At 45.1% G+C, this 19,708-nt stretch carries 14 protein-coding genes and 4 pseudogenes; 3 read left to right on the top strand and 15 right to left on the bottom strand.

All coding sequences use genetic code 11. The features are described 5' to 3' along the window. Nucleotides 1–44 precede the first annotated feature (44 nt). Nucleotides 45–875: a Cof-type HAD-IIB family hydrolase gene (locus CK1_RS04905; protein WP_015525180.1), complete on the top strand. Its 831-nt coding sequence runs from the start codon at nucleotides 45–47 to the stop codon at nucleotides 873–875. A gap of 96 nt (nucleotides 876–971) precedes the next feature. On the opposite strand, the gene CK1_RS04910 is transcribed toward CK1_RS04905, so the two are convergent. The 9 genes and pseudogenes from CK1_RS04910 to CK1_RS04950 form a co-directional block, all read right to left on the bottom strand. Next, nucleotides 972–2,036, bottom strand: coding sequence for a DUF6935 domain-containing protein (locus CK1_RS04910; protein ID WP_306288775.1), 1,065 nt, complete (start codon nucleotides 2,034–2,036; stop codon nucleotides 972–974). Nucleotides 2,037–2,119: 83 nt separating this feature from the next. Beyond that, nucleotides 2,120–2,413 carry an Ig-like domain-containing protein gene (locus CK1_RS04915; RefSeq protein ID WP_015525181.1) on the bottom strand — a complete coding sequence of 98 codons (294 nt, stop codon included), beginning with the start codon at nucleotides 2,411–2,413 and terminating at the stop codon, nucleotides 2,120–2,122. A gap of 293 nt (nucleotides 2,414–2,706) precedes the next feature. Beyond that, a pseudogene (locus CK1_RS04920) lies at nucleotides 2,707–3,962 on the bottom strand (competence/damage-inducible protein A). A gap of 31 nt (nucleotides 3,963–3,993) precedes the next feature. Beyond that, entirely contained in the window at nucleotides 3,994–4,533 is a 540-nt protein-coding gene (pgsA, locus tag CK1_RS04925; RefSeq protein ID WP_015525184.1) for a CDP-diacylglycerol--glycerol-3-phosphate 3-phosphatidyltransferase, read from the bottom strand. Continuing rightward, a pseudogene (gene rimO / locus CK1_RS04930) lies at nucleotides 4,517–5,853 on the bottom strand (30S ribosomal protein S12 methylthiotransferase RimO). The gene pgsA and the pseudogene rimO overlap by 17 nt, the downstream one beginning before the upstream one ends. Nucleotides 5,854–5,857: 4 nt before the next feature. After that, nucleotides 5,858–6,208, bottom strand: a complete 351-nt coding sequence (gene rpoZ, locus CK1_RS04935) for a DNA-directed RNA polymerase subunit omega (protein ID WP_015525187.1) — start codon at nucleotides 6,206–6,208, stop codon at nucleotides 5,858–5,860. Nucleotides 6,209–6,261: 53 nt separating this feature from the next. Beyond that, nucleotides 6,262–6,882: a guanylate kinase gene (gmk, locus tag CK1_RS04940; protein WP_015525188.1), complete on the bottom strand. Its 621-nt coding sequence runs from the start codon at nucleotides 6,880–6,882 to the stop codon at nucleotides 6,262–6,264. Further along, on the bottom strand, nucleotides 6,875–7,147 hold the full coding sequence (locus tag CK1_RS04945; protein WP_015525189.1) for a DUF370 domain-containing protein: 273 nt from the start codon (nucleotides 7,145–7,147) through the stop codon (nucleotides 6,875–6,877). Before CK1_RS04945 ends, gmk begins: the two co-directional genes overlap by 8 nt. A gap of 45 nt (nucleotides 7,148–7,192) precedes the next feature. Further along, entirely contained in the window at nucleotides 7,193–8,071 is an 879-nt protein-coding gene (locus CK1_RS04950; protein ID WP_015525190.1) for a YicC/YloC family endoribonuclease, read from the bottom strand. Between the two features lie 149 nt (nucleotides 8,072–8,220). Between CK1_RS04950 and CK1_RS04955 the strand changes: the two are divergent. Beyond that, nucleotides 8,221–9,971 (top strand): annotated as a pseudogene (locus CK1_RS04955) (Rqc2 family fibronectin-binding protein). 175 nt (nucleotides 9,972–10,146) lie between these two features. On the opposite strand, the gene CK1_RS04960 reads toward CK1_RS04955, so the two are convergent. The 6 genes and pseudogenes from CK1_RS04960 to leuS all read right to left on the bottom strand — a co-directional run bounded on the left by CK1_RS04960 (nucleotide 10,147) and on the right by leuS (nucleotide 18,157). Next, entirely contained in the window at nucleotides 10,147–11,385 is a 1,239-nt protein-coding gene (locus CK1_RS04960) for an AGE family epimerase/isomerase (RefSeq protein ID WP_015525194.1), read from the bottom strand. A 187-nt stretch (nucleotides 11,386–11,572) separates the two neighbouring features. Then, nucleotides 11,573–11,776 carry a hypothetical protein gene (locus CK1_RS04965; protein WP_015525195.1) on the bottom strand — a complete coding sequence of 68 codons (204 nt, stop codon included), beginning with the start codon at nucleotides 11,774–11,776 and terminating at the stop codon, nucleotides 11,573–11,575. A gap of 147 nt (nucleotides 11,777–11,923) precedes the next feature. Then, on the bottom strand, nucleotides 11,924–13,210 hold the full coding sequence (locus CK1_RS04970) for a chloride channel protein (protein ID WP_015525197.1): 1,287 nt from the start codon (nucleotides 13,208–13,210) through the stop codon (nucleotides 11,924–11,926). Between the two features lie 78 nt (nucleotides 13,211–13,288). After that, entirely contained in the window at nucleotides 13,289–13,945 is a 657-nt protein-coding gene (locus CK1_RS04975) for a TVP38/TMEM64 family protein (protein ID WP_015525198.1), read from the bottom strand. A gap of 91 nt (nucleotides 13,946–14,036) precedes the next feature. Continuing rightward, nucleotides 14,037–15,397: pseudogene (locus tag CK1_RS04980) on the bottom strand (radical SAM/SPASM domain-containing protein). Nucleotides 15,398–15,739: 342 nt separating this feature from the next. Next, nucleotides 15,740–18,157: a leucine--tRNA ligase gene (leuS, locus tag CK1_RS04985; protein WP_015525201.1), complete on the bottom strand. Its 2,418-nt coding sequence runs from the start codon at nucleotides 18,155–18,157 to the stop codon at nucleotides 15,740–15,742. 252 nt (nucleotides 18,158–18,409) lie between these two features. Here leuS and CK1_RS04990 point away from each other — a divergent pair, with 252 nt between their 5' ends. Then, the gene (locus CK1_RS04990) at nucleotides 18,410–19,639 is read left to right on the top strand and encodes a dicarboxylate/amino acid:cation symporter (RefSeq protein WP_015525202.1); all 1,230 of its coding nucleotides are present in this window, start codon (nucleotides 18,410–18,412) and stop codon (nucleotides 19,637–19,639) included. Nucleotides 19,640–19,708 lie beyond the last annotated feature (69 nt).

Here is a 19,708-nt window from a genome sequence, read left to right on the forward strand (position 1 = left end):
TTTTTCTGTATATGTGACCTTAACCGGGAAAGGAAATCTTAAATATGCAGCAGATAAAAATGATCGGTCTTGATCTGGACGGAACTCTTCTGAATACAAAAAAAGAACTCACAGAAAATACCAGGCGCGTTCTCAAGGAAGCTATTGATGCAGGTATCCTTGTTCTGATGGCTACCGGCCGGCCATATACCGGCATTCCCGCGGAACTGAGAAATTTTCCGGGAATTCACTATGCTCTCACCTCCAACGGAGCCAGAGTCCTTGATACAGACCATAATAAACTTCTTATCGAGCAGCTTCTTCCCATGGAAAGTGCAAAAAAAGCTCTCCGTATCTTTGAAAAATATGATACTTTAAGTGAGATCTATTTTGACGGCCAGGGATATGCAGACGCTGCCAAGCTTGATAATGTAGGAAAATACCATCACGACCCTAATATGTGGAATTATGTCCGTACTACCCGTATCGCGGTTCCGGACATCCAGGATGTCATTACAAAAGAAAACAGAAGCATGGATAAAGTCCAGGCGCTTTTTGCAGACATGGAGGAACGTGCCGCCGCCTGGAAGGAATTAAGTGAACTTAAGGAGCTGGAGCTTGTAGGCTCCTTAAGCTACAATATTGAGATCAACGCCGCCGGTGTCAACAAAGGAACCGCTCTTGTTGCTCTTGGCGAAATGCTGGGAATCCCAAGGGAATCCATTATGGCATGCGGAGACGGTGACAACGATGTCCATCTTCTCCGGGAAGTCGGTTTTGGCGTAGCCATGGCCAATGCACAGCCCCAGGTAAAAGAAGCAGCCGATTATATTACTGCTTCCAATGACGAAGACGGTGTAGCACGCGTCATTGAAAAGTTTGCGCTGCACCGATGAGATATTCTATTATGTATGCCAAAAAGGAACCGACAGTTTTTACGCTGTCGGTTCCTTTTTTAGAATGGGATTGAATAGCGGTACATTCACATTCGATCAATATTCATAGTTTCCTGCCGGCTGTTTGATCCTGGTAAGAAGATCATGCCAGGACTGATCCCAGATATACCATTTTCCGGTTTTGGAGTGCTTATATGTACAGATCCATCTGGAACTGTCGCTGCCTGCAAAATCAGTAAATGATCTGTAGATCGCAGGAGTGGTCTGGGTCGGTTCAAAATACGGGATATCTTCACTGATGGAATTTCCCTTACCCGGAAGTGTGTCCTGTCTTAACGTAATGGAAATCGGTTTAGACGGAGTATAATTGTTGGCCGGAGTTGCTCCATTCAGGTAAGAATTGCCAAGATATTTATATCCGTTATCCGCTTTCATACGATCCCTCAAAAAGTTTTTGTAATACTGAGTCATCTCTTTATTGTTGAGATAAGAAATCATCTCCTCGCAGTCCGTCGGATTGGTCGGTGTCCAGGTACGATATGCAAGGATCAGAAGAGCCATGGTCTTATAGCGTCCGTCTGCCGTTGTGATATCATACTGTTTCAGCTCCTCTGCATTGGTCGGGATCGTAGTAAAGGTGTAAGTATAGGTATTTATCGTTACATTAATGACTTCCTTCTGTCCTTTATCATTGGTGATCTCTTTTTTTGCAGATTTAGTTCCTTTTGTAAGAACCGGCTCCACCTGTTTCTTTACTGTCTGTGTCACGTGGACAGTACAGCTACCTCGCCAGGTACTCTTATCCCGGACCTGGATCTTTGTTGTTCCCACATTCACTGCCGTTACTTTGCCTTTACTGTCTACAGTTGCAACAGATGTATCATCACTGGTCCATACAAGAATCTCTTTATAATTCTTTACCTGAAGCTGTCTCACATCACCTTTATTCATATTTAAGGTGGTGTCACTTAAAGATGGTTTCGGCACCGGTGTAGGTGTCGGCTTCGGTTTCTGCGCTGCTTTTACTGTAACCTTACAGTTAAATTTCTTCGTATTTGCCTTCGCTGTGATTACTGCTGTTCCTTTTTTCACTGCGGTGATCTTTCCTTTGGAATCCACACGTGCGATCTTCGGATTGGAAGAAGAATATTTCACCTTCACAGTTGTTCCTGTCAATTTAATGGCACTGGATTTCTTTTCTGTTAATGTCAGCGATGTCCTGCTGAGCTTCGGTGTTTCTACCTTTACAACACATTTATATGTTTTTTGCTTACCTTTGCATAGATCGTTGCGGAACCTTTATTTTTGGCAACCACCTGACCTTTGCTGTTTACGGTCGCAACACTCTTTTTGGAAGATCTCCAGGCAACCTTCTGCCTGGTTCCGGTAACCTTAAGTGTTGTCTTCTCACCTTTTAAAAGAGTTACTTTTGTTCTGTTCAGTTTTGGTGCGGCGCTGACCGTCACACTTCCAAATGCCATCGTAAAAATAAGGCTGATCAGCAGCACAAAACACAACAGATTTTTTTTCTTTTTCATTCTGATTTCCCCCTTTCCGGTAAAACGTATATTTACGTCATATATTGCTTTAATCACATTTTAGAGGAAATCCCTTATAAAAACACTAGCACTTATGATAGTATCCTTGTAAATATGATCGTTTATATTCTTTCATCGCCCATACCGGGGCTTATTGTCAGGAAACAAAATAAAACAGGACTGATTTTTGATACAGATACTTGAAATCAAAAGTTTCATCTGTTTAAAAATCAGTCCTGTTATATAAAAAATATCATGGTTGATCCGTAATAGCAGGCAGATCAAGGCATTCGCTATCTGCTCATAATGATACAGTCACGTAACATCGCCAGTGCATGCGCTGTAGTCTGCTCGCGGATCCGCATGCGGTTTCCTGTAAAGTGGAACTCTTTAGCAATAGCCTTGCCCTTATAGCAGCAGCCCATAAATACAGTACCAACCGGAGTTTCCTTTGTTCCGCCTCCCGGTCCTGCCAGACCCGTCACGGAAATACTGATGTCTGCTCCGGATGCTTTGCAGGCGCCCTTTGCCATTTCTCTGGCACACTTGGCGGAAACTGCCCCCTGCTCCTTCAGAGTACGCTTCTTCACTCCCAGACATTTATGCTTGGCCTTGTTACTGTAAGTCACAAAACCATAGCCAAACACCTCAGACGCACCGGATACATTGACAATGCGCTGGGCGATCATACCGCCGGTAAGCGATTCCGCCAGGGAAAGCTTCAGATCTTTCTCTTTCAGAAGATCGATCACCGCTTCCTCCAGTGTCTTGCTCTCATCTGTGGCGAAAACATTCTCTCCAAAACGCTTCTTTAGCTCCTTGACAACCGGTTTGATCAGCTTTCTGCAGGCCTTTTCATTCTCTGCGCTTGCTGTCACACGAAGATGCACTTCACCGGTTTTTGCATAAGGTGCAATGGTAGGATTGGTCTGGCTTTCGATCAGATCCTGGATTTCCTCTGCTACCTGACTCTCACCGATCCCGCTGATCTTTACCATCTGGGACACAATGATCTCCGGCTGGTTTTTCTGCAGATATGGGACAACGTACTCCTCGAACATGGGCTTCAGCTCATTGGGAGGTCCAGGAAGAAGGATCGCGGTTTTTCCTTTTTCTCAAGGATCAGTCCCGGAGCAGTTCCGTTATGATTGTCAAGAACAATGGCTCCCTCAGGAACCATGGCCTGTTTATAGTTGTTCTTCGTGATACGTCTCTGAGGATTGTTTTTCTCATATTCCTTCAGATATTTATCGATCAGTTTCCTTGAGTGGGAATCTTCCTTAAGAGGCATTCCCATCAGATCCGCAGTTACTTCCTTGGTGATATCATCCTCTGTTGGTCCAAGACCTCCGGTGAGGATCACAACATCGGAACGATCCAGTGCAGTACGGATCACGTCACGCATACGGCCTTCATTATCACCTACTACATCCTGATAGTAAACACTTAACCCAAGCAGGGCGCATTTTTCAGAAAGATAGGCGCTGTTGGTATTTACGATATTTCCTAGAAGGATCTCGGTTCCTACGGATATCAGTTCTGTGATCATGAAAAGAAACTCCTTTCGTATACTCTGATCCCTACTCCTGCATGGAAAGGACCTTTCTGTTCTGCATGATATAAGTCAGCAGGGAGATAATGGTCAGTGCAACGGACAGCCAGATAAATATCTGTGTCAGCACTGCAAAAACACCTCCGAAATCCAGCATCAGAAGTATGATCATGATCATCTGGGAAACGGTTTTGAATTTTCCCCAGTAGTTTGCGGCAATGACAATTCCGTTCTCCGCTGCGATCAGACGGAAACCGCTGATGATAAATTCCCGTCCGATGATAATGATCACAACCCATGCCGGAAGCTTGTCAACCTCGATCATGCAGATCATGGCAGAGCATACCAGAAGCTTGTCTGCCAGCGGATCCATAAATTTTCCAAAATTGGTTATCAGATTATATTTTCTGGCAAGATGACCGTCAAACCAGTCTGTCACACTTGCTGCGACAAAAATCGCAAGACAGATCCAGCGGTTTGCTTCTCCTCCCCATCCTGTCAGTAAGAAAACTACAAGAAATGGTACAAGTATCATTCTTGCAACTGTAAGTTTATTCGGTGTATTCATCGCTCAGCACTCCTATCAAATCATACTCAAGCGCACCTGTCACACGTACCTTTGCAAAATCACCTGTCATAAGCAGTTCGCCTGTCTGAACGAAAATGTATCCGTCAACCTTCGGTGCATCCCCGTAGGTACGTCCGATATAGGCACTTTCATCTGCAACTTTTCCTTCGATCATAACAAGAAGTTCCTGTCCGATACGGTCCTGGCCTCTGTCATAAGAAATCTCCTGCTGAAGCTCCATCAGCTCGTCTCTGCGTTCTTCCTTCACTTCTTCCGGAACCTGGTCTGCCATCTCTGCTGCCGGGGTATTCTCCTCCGGAGAGTAAGTGAAGACACCGAGACGGTCAAATTCCATCTCATCTACGAACTCCTTCAGTTCTTCATGGTCTTCCTCCGTCTCACCCGGAAATCCGGTGATCAGAGTTGTACGCAGTACGATATCCGGAATCTCCTTACGGAGCTTTCCGACAATATCGATCAGTTCCTGTTTGGAAGTACGGCGGCCCATTCTTTTAAGAATTCGGTCCGATGCGTGCTGGATCGGAATATCCAGATAATGACAGATCTTCTTCTCATCACGAATGGTTTCGATCAGTTCATCGTAAATCTCCTCCGGATAACAATAAAGGATGCGAATCCAACGGATACCTCTGATCTCACAGAGCTTCTTTAAAAGAATGTGAAGAGATTTTTTGCCGTAAAGATCCTTTCCGTAAACGGTGGTCTCCTGTGCTACCAGGATCAGCTCTTTCACTCCCTGTTCAGCCATATCCTCTGCCTGGGCAATGAGGCGCTCCATTGGGACGCTTCGAAATTTACCTCTGAGCTTCGGGATAATGCAGTAGGTACAGTGCTTGTCGCAGCCTTCTGCGATCTTCAGGTAGCCGAAATGTCCACCTGTTGTAAGGACACGTTTGCTTCCTGTATCCGGCAGATAATCAATATCACGGAATTCTTCGAAATGATTTCCGGCTACTGCTTCCTCCAGAGCCTTTACGATGTCGCCGTAGGATGTGGTTCCAAGAACAGCATCGACCTCCGGAACCTCCTCAATGATCTCTTTCTGGTATCGCTGTGCCATACAGCCGGTAACGATCAGTGCATGGCAGCTTCCTGTTTTTTGTATTCTGCCATTTCAAGAATGGCTTCCACACTCTCTTCCTTGGCATCCTTGATAAAACAGCAGGTATTGATCACGATTGCATCTGCCTGTGTTTCATCGTCTGTGATCTCATGACCTCCGGCTGTAAGAAGTCCCAGCATTTCCTCAGAATCCGCCAGGTTCTTGTCACAGCCAAGAGAGATGAATAATATTTTCATAAAATTACTCCGCTTCTGTCTGAGCTGCTTCTGCAGTCTCAGTGCCCTCTGCGGTCTCGCCCTCTGCTGCCTCAAGAGCCTCCTTCTCAGCTTCAAGAGCCTCCAGCTCTTCCTCTTCCTCCTGTCCGGGAAGAATCTTTACTTTGCCCTTGTAAAGCTCATCAATGGCAACGGAAAGCGGTTTCTTTCCTGCTGCGCCCGGTACAAGCGGCTCTGCTCCTGCGATCAGCTGGCGGGCACGTTTGCTTGCTGCAAGTACAAGAGAATAACGGCTGTTCAGCACGAGAGCCTCATCGTCGTCCTCGTTGTTTGTGTTGATAGCCTCAATTAATTCTGAATAAGATGGATGTATCATATCTTTTCTCCCTTCTGTAACGGCAGGGCCGTATTTAACTTGTTAATTGGTATTTATAAAAAAGCTTCCGCTTCTTTCTGGATCCTGGATACAAAATCATGATTCCTGGATGTACGCATGCGCTCACACCGGATGGTCTCATGAAGTGTATCAACACATTCCTCCAGATCATCATTGATCAGGAGATAATCATATTTATCCATTCCTCTGGATTCTTCAACCGCTCTTCTGAGACGCCCGTTGATCACATCCAGAGTCTCTGTTCCGCGACCTACCAGACGGTTCTTAAGCTCCTCCATAGACGGCGGACATACAAATACCAGCAGTGTATCCGGAAACTTCTCACGGATCTTCATGGCACCCTGGATCTCGATCTCAAGGATCACATCTTTCCCTGCGGAAAGCTGCTCCTCTACATATTTGCGGGGTGTGCCATAATAATTCTCCACATACTGTGCATACTCGATCAGTCCGTCTTCCCGGATCAGCTGTTCAAATTCTTCTTTTGTGCGGAAGAAATAAGCCTCCCCGTCCTTCTCACCCGGTCTTGGATTTCTGGTAGTAACAGAAACAGATAATGCATAATTGTCATATTTTTCCATCAGCCGTTTCATGACAGTACCTTTTCCGGAACCGGAAAAGCCCGAAACAACAACTAAAATTCCCTTACTCATTTCCTTCCTCCCTCATTTCCTCTCCATACGCTTCCGAAAATCTCCTGGCAATAGTTTCCGGCTGCAGAGCGGAAAGGACAAGATAATCATCGGAAGTAACAATCACTGCTTTTGTTTTTCTTCCCTGTGTGGCATCGATCAGAGTTCGGGTCCCCTTGACACTCTGTATCATGCGCTTTACAGGAGCGGCATCCGGACTTACCACAGCCACGATCTTGCGTGAATTGACAACATTTCCAAAGCCTACATTAATAAGTTTCGCCATTTACGCTCTTCCTTTCTGTCTGTGTACAGCCTGTTTCCTGTCCGGTTACTCGATATTCTGGATCTGCTCACGGATCTTCTCGATCTCTGTCTTCAGATCGATGGCCGCGTTGGATACAATAAGATCATTGGATTTAGACAGGATAGTGTTCGCCTCACGGTTCATCTCCTGTGCCATGAAATCCATCTTACGTCCCACGCCCTCGTTCTCGTCCAGGATCTTTCTCATTCCGTGGATGTGGCTTCGAAGACGTACCGTCTCCTCATCATTGCAGATCTTATCTGAAAAAAGTATCACCTCTGCGGCGATCCTGGAATCATCGATCTGGTTATCTTCAAGTAGCTCGTGCATCTTGGCTTCCAGTTTCTCCCGATAAGCCTTCACTACTTCCGGAGAACGTTTTTCCACTACATCGACCTTTGCTTCCAGTCCGTCCAGCTTCCCAAGAAGATCCTGTTTCAGATTAGCACCCTCACGCTGGCGGGTCTCCACAAATTTCCGGCAGGCCTCATGAAGCGGACCTTCCAGAAAATTCCAGAGCTCTTCCTCATCCGGAGCCTGCTCTTCCATTGTAAACACATCCGGATATCTGGAAAGTGTGGAAACACGGATATCATTCTCGATCCCCAGTTCCTCACTCATCTGGTTCAGATAGCCCAGATATTCCTTTGCCAGCTCTGCATTGTATTTCAGAGCCATTCCGCCCATTGTATAGTCTTCATAGGTGATGAACACATCGACTTTGCCGCGGCGGATATAAGTCTTCATCACATTTCGGATCTCTCCCTCAAAATAGCTGAGTCTTTTCGGCATTTTGATGTTCAGATCCAGATATCTGTGATTGACGGATTTCAGTTCAACAGAAACCTTACGCTCTCTGGAAACTGCTTCTGCCCTGCCAAAGCCGGTCATACTTTTTATCATGTTATCCTCCAATACTGCCTCTTAAGTTTATCAGCTGCTGATAAATACAGTAACTGATTGCATACGGATTTATTATAGTTCATTCCAAAACCCTAGTCAAACTCTTTTTTTACTGTTATAATGATTGATGTTGAAATGGAGGTAAAATCATGGCATTTGACGGAATTACAGTTTCTGCTCTCGTGGCAGAAATCGATGATAATTTAAAAGGCGGACGTATCAACAAGATCGCCCAGCCGGAAAACGATGAACTTTTGATCACAGGAAAGGGCGCAAATGGACAGAAACGTCTTCTCTTAAGTGCAAGCGCATCCCTTCCTCTGATCTATTTTACAGATAAGAACCGTATCAGTCCTTTAACTGCACCGAACTTCTGCATGCTTCTCAGAAAGCACATCGGAAGCGCCCGTATCCTTGATGTGAAGCAGCCTGGAATGGAGCGTGTGGTGGAATTTGAGCTGGAGCATCTTAATGAGCTGGGGGATCCCTGCAGAAAGCGTCTGATCATGGAGCTGATGGGCAAGCACAGCAACATCATCTTCTGTGACGAAAAAGGCATGATCCTGGACAGCATCAAGCATGTCTCTTCCCATATGAGCTCTGTCCGTGAGGTTCTTCCCGGAAGAGAATATTTCATTCCCAATACTAGGGATAAAGAAAATCCGCTGACTGTTTCCGAGGAGGAGTTCACACAGCACATCTGTAAAAAGCCTGTGAATATTTCCAAGGCGCTTTACACTTCACTTACAGGTATGAGCCCGGTAATGGCTGAGGAGATCTGCTACCGTGCATCCATTGACGGAAGCGATGCATCGCAGTCTCTGGATGAGGCAGCCTGCACCCATCTTTATCATACCTTTCTCCGCCTTATGGAACAGATTCGGAACAGAGCGTTCACCCCAAATATTGTCTACCGCGGAGAGGAGCCTGTGGAATACGGTGTCTTTCCTTATCAACAGTTTGGCAGTGAATACCGCAGCGAAATCTTTGACAGTGTCTCTGTTATGCTGGAGACCTATTACGCTACCAAAAGTCTGCTGACACGTATCCACCAGAAATCCTCCGATCTTCGCCGTGTAGTACAGACCGCTCTGGAACGTAACCGAAAAAAATACAACATCCAGAAAAAGCAGCTGAATGATACTGCAAAAAAGATAAATTCAAGGTCTACGGTGAACTGATCAACACCTACGGATACGGGCTTGAGGAAGGCTGCAGATCCTTTACGGCACTGAACTATTACACCAATGAGGAGATCACTATCCCTCTTGACCCGACACTGACTCCGGCACAGAATTCCAAGAAATATTTTGATAAATACGGAAAGCTAAAGCGTACAGAGGAAGCCGTCACAGAACAGATCACAGATACGGAAAGTGAGATCTCTCATCTGGAATCTATCTCCAATGCTCTGGATATCGCCAGATCTGAAAGTGATCTTTCCCAGATCAAGGAAGAGCTTACCGAATACGGCTATATCAAGCGTCATTACACCAATAAAAAGGGCCAGAAAGCCCAGCCCAAATCCAAACCGCTCCACTACATATCCAGTGACGGTTTTGATATTTATGTTGGCAAAAACAATTTTCAGAATGATGAACTGACTTTCAAGTTTGCAACCGGAAATGACTGGTGGTTCCATGCGAAAAAAATGGCCGGTTCCCATGTGGTTGTCCGTACCAAAGACGGAGAACTTCCGGACCGCACCTTTGAAGAGGCAGGACGCCTGGCAGCCTGGTATTCCAAGGGACACTCTGCTCCCAAGGTAGAGATTGATTACATCCAGAAAAAACATGTCAAGAAACCTGCCGGCGCAAAACCTGGTTTCGTTGTTTATTACACCAACTATTCTCTGATGGCCTCTCCGGATATTTCGGATCTGAAAGAGGTTACGGAGTAATAACTATTCAACAAAAAACCTTCCTGTGTTCTCGTATTTCTTCAAGACCGGATACCTGTATCTCTGCAAGTATCTGTCCTGAGAAATTTTTCTGTAAACACAGGAAGTTTTTTATTGAACATTCGCACTCCGCTTCGTTACATGCTCACGAACAAAAATCGCAAAACGATTTTGTTCAGATCTCCAGTTTTTTCTTCACTGCCGGTGCAATAGACGTATCTGCTTTATGATATGGGATCAGTGTAGACTGCAGTGCATGGTACAGATCAGATTTTCCGGGCCATACGGTTCCTTTCAGATGATTCTGCTCATCCAGCTGATGAAACCAGGAGCCGTTTTCGTGATCCATGACCACTTCATCCAGGTACTTCATAAACGCAGCATAATCTTTCGCATATTTCTCCTTACCGGTCACCTGATAAAGAACTGCAGAGGTATTGATCGCTTCCGCAAGAGTCCAGTGCATACGGTCATGTACCACCGGTTTGCCATTCCAATCTGTCGTGTATACAATTCCCGGTGCACCATCTGCGTTCCAGCCGTCTTTTATTGCTGTTGTGTAAAGGTTTTCTGCTGCCTGAAGATGTTTTTCCAGTTTTTCTTTCTCTTCTCCACAGTTTGCAAGCGTCCACTGTGTGATCAGCCTTGCCCATTCGATTCCATGTCCCGGTGTTGCGCCGTATGGCTTGAACGGATCATCCGGACGGTCACGGTTGCAGTCAAGATCTGCCACCCATTCCCTCGTAAAATGTTCCGGGATCCTCCAGGAGTTATCTTCTGCCCACTGGATCACATGATCAATGATCCTGCCTGCACGAATGTGATATTTTTTATCCCCGGTGACATCTCCTGCTGCCAGAAAAGCCTCTACCGTATGCATATTGGCATTTAATCCCCGGTAATCATCCAGCACGGTAAATTCCGTATTCCAGGTATCGCAGGCCAGCCCCTCCTCTTCATTCCAGAAATGTCGGTCATAAACAGCCAATGCCTCTTCAAGGAGCTCTTTCGCCCCGGGCCTTCCGGCTGTCAGTGCGGAAGATGCAGCCAGGATCACAAATGCATGGGCATAACACTGTTTATTGGGCACAATATCTCCTTCCGGTGTTACACCTGCATACCAGCCACCGTTTTTTTCATCGTGAAGCTCTCCCTTCAGACCTTTCAATGCCGCATCCGCAAGCTCTTCGCTTCCCTCATGGCCAAGCATCAGACCCAGACTGTATACATGCGCCATACGACAGGTGATCCAGGTTTCCCGGTTTCTGTCCTTCCATGGTGTTCCGTCGTCCCCCAGATAATAGGAACCTCCATTCGGTGAAGGAAACCGATGCCCGAAATTCAAAAGCTCCTCACAGGATGCTTTCAGAAATTCCCGGTTTTCTTTTGTGCTGATCTCATATTTGCTGTTCATTTCAACCACCCCATCTGTTTTTCTTTAGGATATCATTCTTTTTAGGGAACTTCAATTCTTTTAGATTCTTTTAGATTCTTTTGGATTCTTTTGACAGATTGACGAAAAAAGGAGAATGCCCTATATGCATTCTCCTCATATCAGATTTCTTAATTCCATTACCGTAACGGTCACAGATAGCCCTGTATTAATCTTCAAAACAGGTGATCACATAACGCTCACTTTCCATGATCACATCAGAAACATTGTCTCTGTCCCAGATCGCATCACTGATGATATCTTTCAGCTTATCATCCATAACGATATTAAAATTCTCCTCGATCACCTGAAACGGGACTCCCTCATTCTCCTGTGCATACTCCATGATAAAATCAAGAATCTTCTCTTCCATACCTTAAAATCTGCCTTTCTGTAAATACTAACGTTTAATATATTACATCAGATTTCCGCAGATGTCCAGATATTTTCCAGCCATGTCCATGCGGTATTCCATAAGATATTATGCCAGTATACACACCCCTTCACATTTCGTTCTATATCAGAATTTGGTATGTCGGTTCACATATTTTGCTTTATATTTGGAGTACACAATGGTCTGATCCTTGTAAAGGCCATAATATCCCGATGCTGCATAGCTGATAGATACTGCGATCAGATAGAAGGATACTCCCTTAAAGCCAAACATTTCAAAAGCGATCAGGATCGAAGTGATCGGACAGTTGGTCACACCGCAGAAAACTGCTGCCATTCCGCAGGCTGCACAGATCGACGGAGAAATTCCCATAAGATTACCCATCACACAGCCAAAGGTAGCTCCAATGCAGAAAGAAGGTACGATCTCTCCCCCGCGGAATCCTGCGCGCATAGTCAGTGCTGTAAGCACCATTTTCCAGAAAAAGGCGAAAGTATCCGCCTGTCCGTTTTCCACCGCTTTTTCAATAAGCTCCGCACCAGCGCCCATATATTCATCTGTTCTCAGAATAAAGGTGACAACAATGACCAGGCAGGCGCCCACTGCAACCCTGACATATTTATTCTTAAACCATCTGCCATAAAGTCCTGCTGCACCATTCAGCGCAATACAGAACATAATGCTGACAATTGCACAGCCCAGAGCGATCACTCCCATTTTCAGGCCAGTTTCCACAGTCAGTGCCGGAATATCCGTCACATGAAAACTTTCCGGTGTGACTCCCATTCCGGCTGCAAATCCGGAAGCAATCAATGACGCGATCATACACGGCATCAGTGCTGCATAATACATCACGCCCACACTGACCACTTCCAGCGCAAAAACTGCCGCTGCCATCGGTGTTCCAAACAATGCGGAAAACGCCGCGCTCATGCCGCACATGACAATTACATGACGGTCCTCCTCGTCCAGATGGATCCATCTTCCAAGCTGGTTGGCAATACTTCCTCCAAGCTGGATCGCTGCTCCCTCACGTCCCGCAGAACCACCGGTAAGATGAGTCAGCGCCGTTGTGATAAAGATCAGAGGCGCAGAAAGGATCGGCACATCATCTCTGGAACGCACGGTAGAAAGAACCTGATTGGTCCCTCCATCCTCTTTTCCAAGCTTCTCATACAAAAATATAATGACAAGTCCGGATAATGGCAGCAAAAGAAAAATCCATTCATGAGCCTTCCGGTAATTGGTCACTGCCTTCAACGTAAAAGAAAACAGTGTGCTGGCAGCTCCTACGATACATCCTGTAATGACAGCAAGAACCAACCACTTGATCAGATTTGAGATATCCCGGCTGATTCTTGCACTGTAATAATATAAATGTTCCTTTAATCTTTTGTTATGATCGATCCCCATGTTCCTTCCCTTCTTTTCTTTACTGTCTGCATTATACTACATTTTTCCTCTCAGTAAAAGCAGGAAGAGAAAGTCCTGTTATTTTTTCTTCCGGGAAATATGCCTGTGTATCAGGATCGAGAATACACTGATCATCACAAGAAGCACTGCGGAGAGCCAGAATGCCGGAGACTTCGGATTTTTGATATTTGCTCCAAATATTGTAGCGAGAATAACTCCCGGCAGCGTTCCAAGCACGCCACCTGCCATATAGGTTCCAAATGGAATCTTTTCAGCTCCGAGAAACAGACTCACAGCATCTCCCGGTAAAAAGTTCAATGTCCGCATAAAAAATGAAATATACAGGCAATTTCCGTTCTGGTAATCTACTACTGTTTTCAGTTTCGGATATTTAGCTGTAAGACTTTCCACCATGGATGCACCTGAGAAGCGTCCCATCCAATATGGAAGTGCCAATGTGACTGCTCTTCCCAGAAAGTTCACCAGAAGTGCTGTTCCTGTAGAAAACAGATGCCCTACAGCAAGCTGCAGGATCGCAATTGGAAATATAAAAGAGACACTTTTCACTGCATAAAGCCCAAGCATAAGTAATGCAGCCTTAACAGGTTCCTCCGGTGTATAGCTTAAGATCCTTTCCACAGACAGATCCTCTCTATAACGGATACAGAAAAGGAGAAGCACAAGAAGGAGCACCGCCGGCAGATATTTTCTGATGTTATCAATCATTTTTTTCATGGTCTGATCCCTCCGTTTTCAAAAAAAGAGCACCGGCACCTGTTTCCGGTACCGTGCTCTTTCATAAGTTCTGCTTTTTTAAGTTTCAAGATCAGCAGCCTTTCTTCGCTGCCTTTCTCTCCTGGTCTTCCTTCCACATTTCCTCTGCTACCGGCTTCCAGTTTTCAGCATACCGGTCACATTTCGCACAGAGATGCTCTGCACTCTCCGGTGACTGAAGATCTGTGGAATGTGCTCCGGATTTTTCTACCATTTCTCTCAGCTTCTGCGGATTTTCAAGCATCGGGCATGGACGGTACATATTGTCATTAAACGGCTGTCCGTCATGATATGCCATCATCATCGGAGACTGCAGTGCTTCCAGAAGTGTTTTCTCGCGGATATTGGAATCAGAATAATGGATAAACACACATGGATCGATATCGCCGTTTGCATTGATATGCAGATAGCGACGGCCGCCTGCAATACATCCTCCCACAAACTCTGCATCATTCTGGAAATCCATGGCAAACAACGGCTTTGTTGCACGGTATTTACGGATACGCTCATAGGTTTCTCTTCTCTGTGCAGGAGTAGGAAGCAGCTCCGGTGCTGCATCATTTCCAACCGGCATATAATGGAAATACCAGATAAAGTACGCTCCAAGATCGATCAGGCTGTCGTAAAATGCCTCTGATGTGATAGACTCGAAATTTGCACTCGTATAACATGCAGAGATACCAAATACAAGCTTCTTCTCTCTGAGAAGATTGATGGCCTTGATAACCTTCTGGTATACACCATTTCCTCTTCTGCCATCTGTTGCAGTCTCAAATCCTTCCAGTGAAATTGCAGGAACAAAGTTTCCTACCCGAAGCATATCATTTGCAAAATCCTCATCGATCAGTGTTGCATTTGTGAAGGAAAGGAAGATACAGTCATTATGTTTCTCGCAAAGACGGATCAGATCCTTTTTCTTACAAGTGGCTCTCCGCCTGTGTAAATATACATATAAACGCCAAGCTCCTTACCCTGGCGGATGATGTCATCGATCTCATCGTAGGTGAGGTTCAGCTTGTTTCCATACTCTGCTGCCCAGCATCCTGTACAGTGCAGGTTACATGCACTTGTTGGGTCAAGAAGGATTGCCCACGGGATATTACAGCCATATTTCTCACGGCATTCATCCTGTTTCTTCCAGCCTGCAAGATTTGCATTGATAAAGAAGTTTGCAACCAGAGTTTTCATAACATGCGGATCAATATCAGTTACCAATCTATGAATAAACGGATAATACGGATGTTCCGGATTAGAAATGGCTGCGCGGATCATTGCTCTCTGTGTAGGAAATCCACCACCGGAAAATTTATCTGCCCAGTCCATGATCTTGATAAAATTCTTATCCGGATCTTTATAAACATAATTGAATGCCTGTTCAAGTCCGAATTTCTTAAGTGTGTTCATTGCGCTCATACTATCTCTCCTTATTTCTCTCAATGTAAATATGCAATCTAGCTAAACGGACATCTTCATTCCGTCACACTGCATTTCGAGTACCAAAGCTTTCTTACTATCTTTGCCTGACTCATGGTGTTACTGTACGTTTTTTCCATTTGAATAACAATAGACAATATAATTGGCATGACCAAAAACTAGGCAAATCTGTTAAAATGCCTAAATATTATTGGCATTTATTCTAAATAACATTAGTTATTTTTGTGCATACTTACTTCACGATGTTTATCCATATAAAAAACACCCTGGCAAAGGCAGAAATATCTTCCGCCCTGCTTCGGGTGTTTTTGATTTATCTTATTACTTTACTACGATATTGATGATCTTCTTCGGTACGTAAATCTCTTTGATGATATTTCCGGAAATCTTATCTGCAACTGCCTTCTTTCCTTCGGCAATCGCATCTTCTTTGGAGATTTCTGCCGGAATACTGATAACAGCCTTGGTCTTGCCGTTGATCTGAACCGGAACCTCGATCTCATCATCCTTCATAAGCTCCTCATCGTGAGCCGGCCACTGTGCATGGAAAATGGAATCCTCATGACCAAGCTTCTCCCAGATCTCCTCTGCAATATGAGGAACAAATGGCGCAAGAAGAATGGTAACTGTCTTGATGGTTTCTTTGTCAACAGCGCCGTCGTTCTGCTTTGCGATAGCGATCAGCTTGTTTGTGTATTCCATAAATCCGGACACTACGGTATTCAGGCTGAAGGCCTCAAGTCTGCTGGTGATATCGTATACCATCTTATGACGGGTCTTCTCCATCTCTTTGGTAGCCGGGATATCTTTCTCAATGCTGTCAAGAGCCAGATTCCAGAAACGTTTCAGGAATCTGGATACACCATCGATTCCTCTGTCATCCCATTCTGCATCCAGTTCCGGTGGTCCTACGAACAGCTCATACATACGTAAGGAATCACATCCGTAATCATTTACAAGATCATCCGGTGAAATAACATTTCCTTTGGATTTACTCATCTTGATTCCGTTTTTACCTGTGATCATACCCTGGTTGAACAGCTTGACAAATGGCTCATCGAAATCAATAGCTCCGATATCATACAGGAACTTGGTGTAGAATCTGGAGTACAGAAGATGAAGAACAGCATGCTCTACACCACCGATATACATATCTACCGGCAGATATTTATCAGCTTTCTCTTTGGAAACCAGTTCTTTATTATTCTTATTATCTACATAACGGAGGAAATACCAGGAAGATCCTGCCCACTGAGGCATGGTGTTTGTCTCACGTTTTGCAGGAGCACCACAGCATGGGCATGTGGTATTTACCCACTCGTCAATAGCTGCAAGCGGTGACTCTCCGGTTCCTGTCGGCTGGTAGCTTTCTACCTCCGGAAGTCTTAACGGAAGCTGATCCTCCGGTACCGGTACCGCACCGCATTTCGGGCAGTGTACGATCGGGATCGGCTCACCCCAGTAACGCTGACGGGAAAATACCCAGTCTCTCAGTTTGTAGTTGACAGTCTTACGTCCGATACCCAGCTTCTCGATGATATGCGGTGCTTCCTTCTTCAGTACGGAAGATTCCATTCCATTCCACTCACCGGAGTTGATCATGGTTCCGGAAGCCTCTGTGTAAGCTTCTGTCATATTCTGAATTTCTTTACCATCTTTTGCGATAACCTGGATGATCGGAATATCGAATTTCTTTGCGAACTCAAAGTCACGGTCATCATGAGCAGGTACACACATGATAGCACCTGTACCATAATCAGCAAGTACATAGTCAGAAAGCCAGATTGGAAGCTTCTCGCCGTTCAGCGGATTGATCGCATAAGTACCTGTGAACACACCGGTCTTCTCTTTATCCTGAAGACGGTCTACATTGGATTTCATGGAAGCATCAAAGATATATTTCTCTACAGCCTCTCTTGTCTCGTCTGTTGCAAGAGATTTTGCAAGAGCATGCTCCGGTGCAAGTACCATGAATGTTGCTCCATGAAGAGTATCCGGTCTTGTTGTATAGACCGTGATCTTCTCTTCTCTTCCCTCAACCGGGAAATCGACCTCTGCGCCGTAGGATTTGCCGATCCAGTCTGTCTGCATCTTTTTAACCTTCTCCGGCCAGTCCAGTTTATCCAGATCACTTAAAAGTCTGTCTGCATATTTTGTGATGCGGAGCATCCACTGACGGAGGTTCTTTTTGGTAACCGGAGTGCCACAACGCTCGCAGCATCCGTTTACAACCTCTTCATTTGCAAGACCTGTCTTACAGGAAGGGCACCAGTTGATCGGGAACTCCTTCTCATATGCAAGCCCCTCTTTGAACATTTTTACAAAGATCCACTGTGTCCATTTATAGAATTCCGGATCTGTTGTGTTAACCTCCATATCCCAGTCATAGATCGCTGCGATATCGTTGATCTGACGTTTGATATTTTTGATGTTTGCTGCTGTAGATACTGCCGGATGAACACCCATCTTGATGGCATAGTTCTCAGCCGGGAGACCAAAAGCATCCCATCCCATCGGATGGATCAGGTAATAACCCTGGAGCATTTTATAGCGGCTCCATACATCAGAGATCACATAGCCTCTCCAGTGTCCTACATGAAGACCGTTTCCGGACGGATACGGGAACATATCCAGACAGTAGTATTTCGGTTTCTTGCCATCATTGACATTTACCGGCTTTTTCTCCCAGTTTGTGCGCCATTTCGCTTCGATGGCTCTATGGTTATAAGGTGCAGCCATTTTTTATTCCTCCTGACAAATTACTCAGTATTAATACTTTAATGCTTTCACACACTGCTATTAATTTTAACTACTTATGATGTATTTGTCAAACAAAAATCCAAAAACAGCCTTTTTCCATCAAAATATACATGAACCTGCAATCCTGGCCTGGTTTAGTTGACGCTTCTTTTTTCACATGATATAATTTCCTGCATGTATTTTCCTATATTATACATACCATACATATTTATCTTAGGAGGGAACGCATAAATGAAATCTTTTTATTCCTGGTACCGGAAGCATATTACCGGTGCGATCTTTACAGGACTGATCCTGGGTATCCTCACAGGACTTTTCCTGGCCGGACGGTTTGAACCTGTCCTCACTGTGACCAGTCTGATCGGAAGTATCTACATGAACGCCCTGAACATGATGATCTTTCCCATGGTCTTCTGTTCCATTGTCATTGGAATCTGTTCCATCGGAAACGCACGTACTACCGGCAAGATCACTGCAGCATCCATGATCTATTTTCTCTGCACAACGGCACTTGCCAGCCTGTGCGGACTGATCATCCCGAGACTGATCCATCTCGGAAAGGGAGTCAAATTTGAGATGGCAACAGCCGATATCCAGGCTACAGAAATGAGCAGTATCCTTGACACCCTGAAAAACCTGATCCCTTCCAACCCAATCGCCGCATTTGCTGACGGAAACATGCTCCAGGTTCTGGTGTTTGCCCTGATCATCGGTTTCACACTGATCGCAGTCGGTGAAAAAGGAACTCCATTCCTTAATCTGATTGATTCCATCAATGAAGTATGCCTGAAGATCATCACAACCATCATGTACTTTACACCCATCGGTGTTTTCTGTACCATCGTACCGGTTGTGGAAGCCAACGGAACTGAAACGATCATTTCCCTTGCAACACAGCTTGTCATTCTGTATGTGGCATTCTTTGGCTTCGCTATTGTAGTGTATGGTTTCTCTGTAAAGCTGATCGGCAAACAGAGTCCGCTGAAATTCCTGAAAGCGATCCTGCCAGCAGCACTGAACGCCTTCGGAACCTGCTCAAGCTCCGCAACCATTCCATTAAGCAAGCAGTGTATGGAAGAAGAAATGGGCGTATCCAACCAGATCACCAGCATCGCCATTCCTCTTGGTGCTACCGTTAATATGGATGCTGTATCTATCCTGATGTCCTTTATGATCATGTTCTTTGCAAACGCCTGCGGGATCCATGTAAGTATTCCTCTTATGATCATTATCCTTCTTGCAAACGTACTGCTTTCCGTTGGTACTCCAGGTGTTCCCGGTGGTGCTATCGCATCTTTCGCAGCACTGGCAACTATGGCCGGACTTCCTGCCGGAGTTCTTGGTGTTTATATCAGCATCAATACCCTCTGTGATATGGGCGCCACCTGTGTCAATGTTATCGGTGACATGGCATGCTGCTCTGTACTGAAAAATGTTATCCAGATTGAGGAAGAAGCATAAACAAATCTTTCTGAAGTGTTATTTAAACAGAATGCGAATTGCTTTACATAAAACATCTTATGTAAAGCA

Origin of the sequence: Ruminococcus sp. SR1/5 (assembly GCF_000209835.1) — a bacterium.
GTDB classification, from domain to species: Bacteria; Bacillota; Clostridia; order Lachnospirales; family Lachnospiraceae; genus Blautia_A; species Blautia_A fusiformis.

Bases quoted from the DNA above. Each gene is read 5' to 3' on its own strand.
- CK1_RS04905 (WP_015525180.1), top strand. From the start codon at position 45: ATGCAGCAGATAAAAATGATCGGTCTTGATCTGGACGGAACTCTTCTG.
- CK1_RS04915 (WP_015525181.1), bottom strand. From the start codon at position 2,413: ATGAAAAAGAAAAAAAATCTGTTGTGTTTTGTGCTGCTGATCAGCCTT.
- pgsA (WP_015525184.1), bottom strand. From the start codon at position 4,533: ATGAATACACCGAATAAACTTACAGTTGCAAGAATGATACTTGTACCA.
- rpoZ (WP_015525187.1), bottom strand. From the start codon at position 6,208: ATGATACATCCATCTTATTCAGAATTAATTGAGGCTATCAACACAAAC.
- gmk (WP_015525188.1), bottom strand. From the start codon at position 6,882: ATGAGTAAGGGAATTTTAGTTGTTGTTTCGGGCTTTTCCGGTTCCGGA.
- CK1_RS04945 (WP_015525189.1), bottom strand. From the start codon at position 7,147: ATGGCGAAACTTATTAATGTAGGCTTTGGAAATGTTGTCAATTCACGC.
- CK1_RS04950 (WP_015525190.1), bottom strand. From the start codon at position 8,071: ATGATAAAAAGTATGACCGGCTTTGGCAGGGCAGAAGCAGTTTCCAGA.
- CK1_RS04960 (WP_015525194.1), bottom strand. From the start codon at position 11,385: ATGAACAGCAAATATGAGATCAGCACAAAAGAAAACCGGGAATTTCTG.
- CK1_RS04965 (WP_015525195.1), bottom strand. From the start codon at position 11,776: ATGGAAGAGAAGATTCTTGATTTTATCATGGAGTATGCACAGGAGAAT.
- CK1_RS04970 (WP_015525197.1), bottom strand. From the start codon at position 13,210: ATGGGGATCGATCATAACAAAAGATTAAAGGAACATTTATATTATTAC.
- CK1_RS04975 (WP_015525198.1), bottom strand. From the start codon at position 13,945: ATGAAAAAAATGATTGATAACATCAGAAAATATCTGCCGGCGGTGCTC.
- leuS (WP_015525201.1), bottom strand. From the start codon at position 18,157: ATGGCTGCACCTTATAACCATAGAGCCATCGAAGCGAAATGGCGCACA.
- CK1_RS04990 (WP_015525202.1), top strand. From the start codon at position 18,410: ATGAAATCTTTTTATTCCTGGTACCGGAAGCATATTACCGGTGCGATC.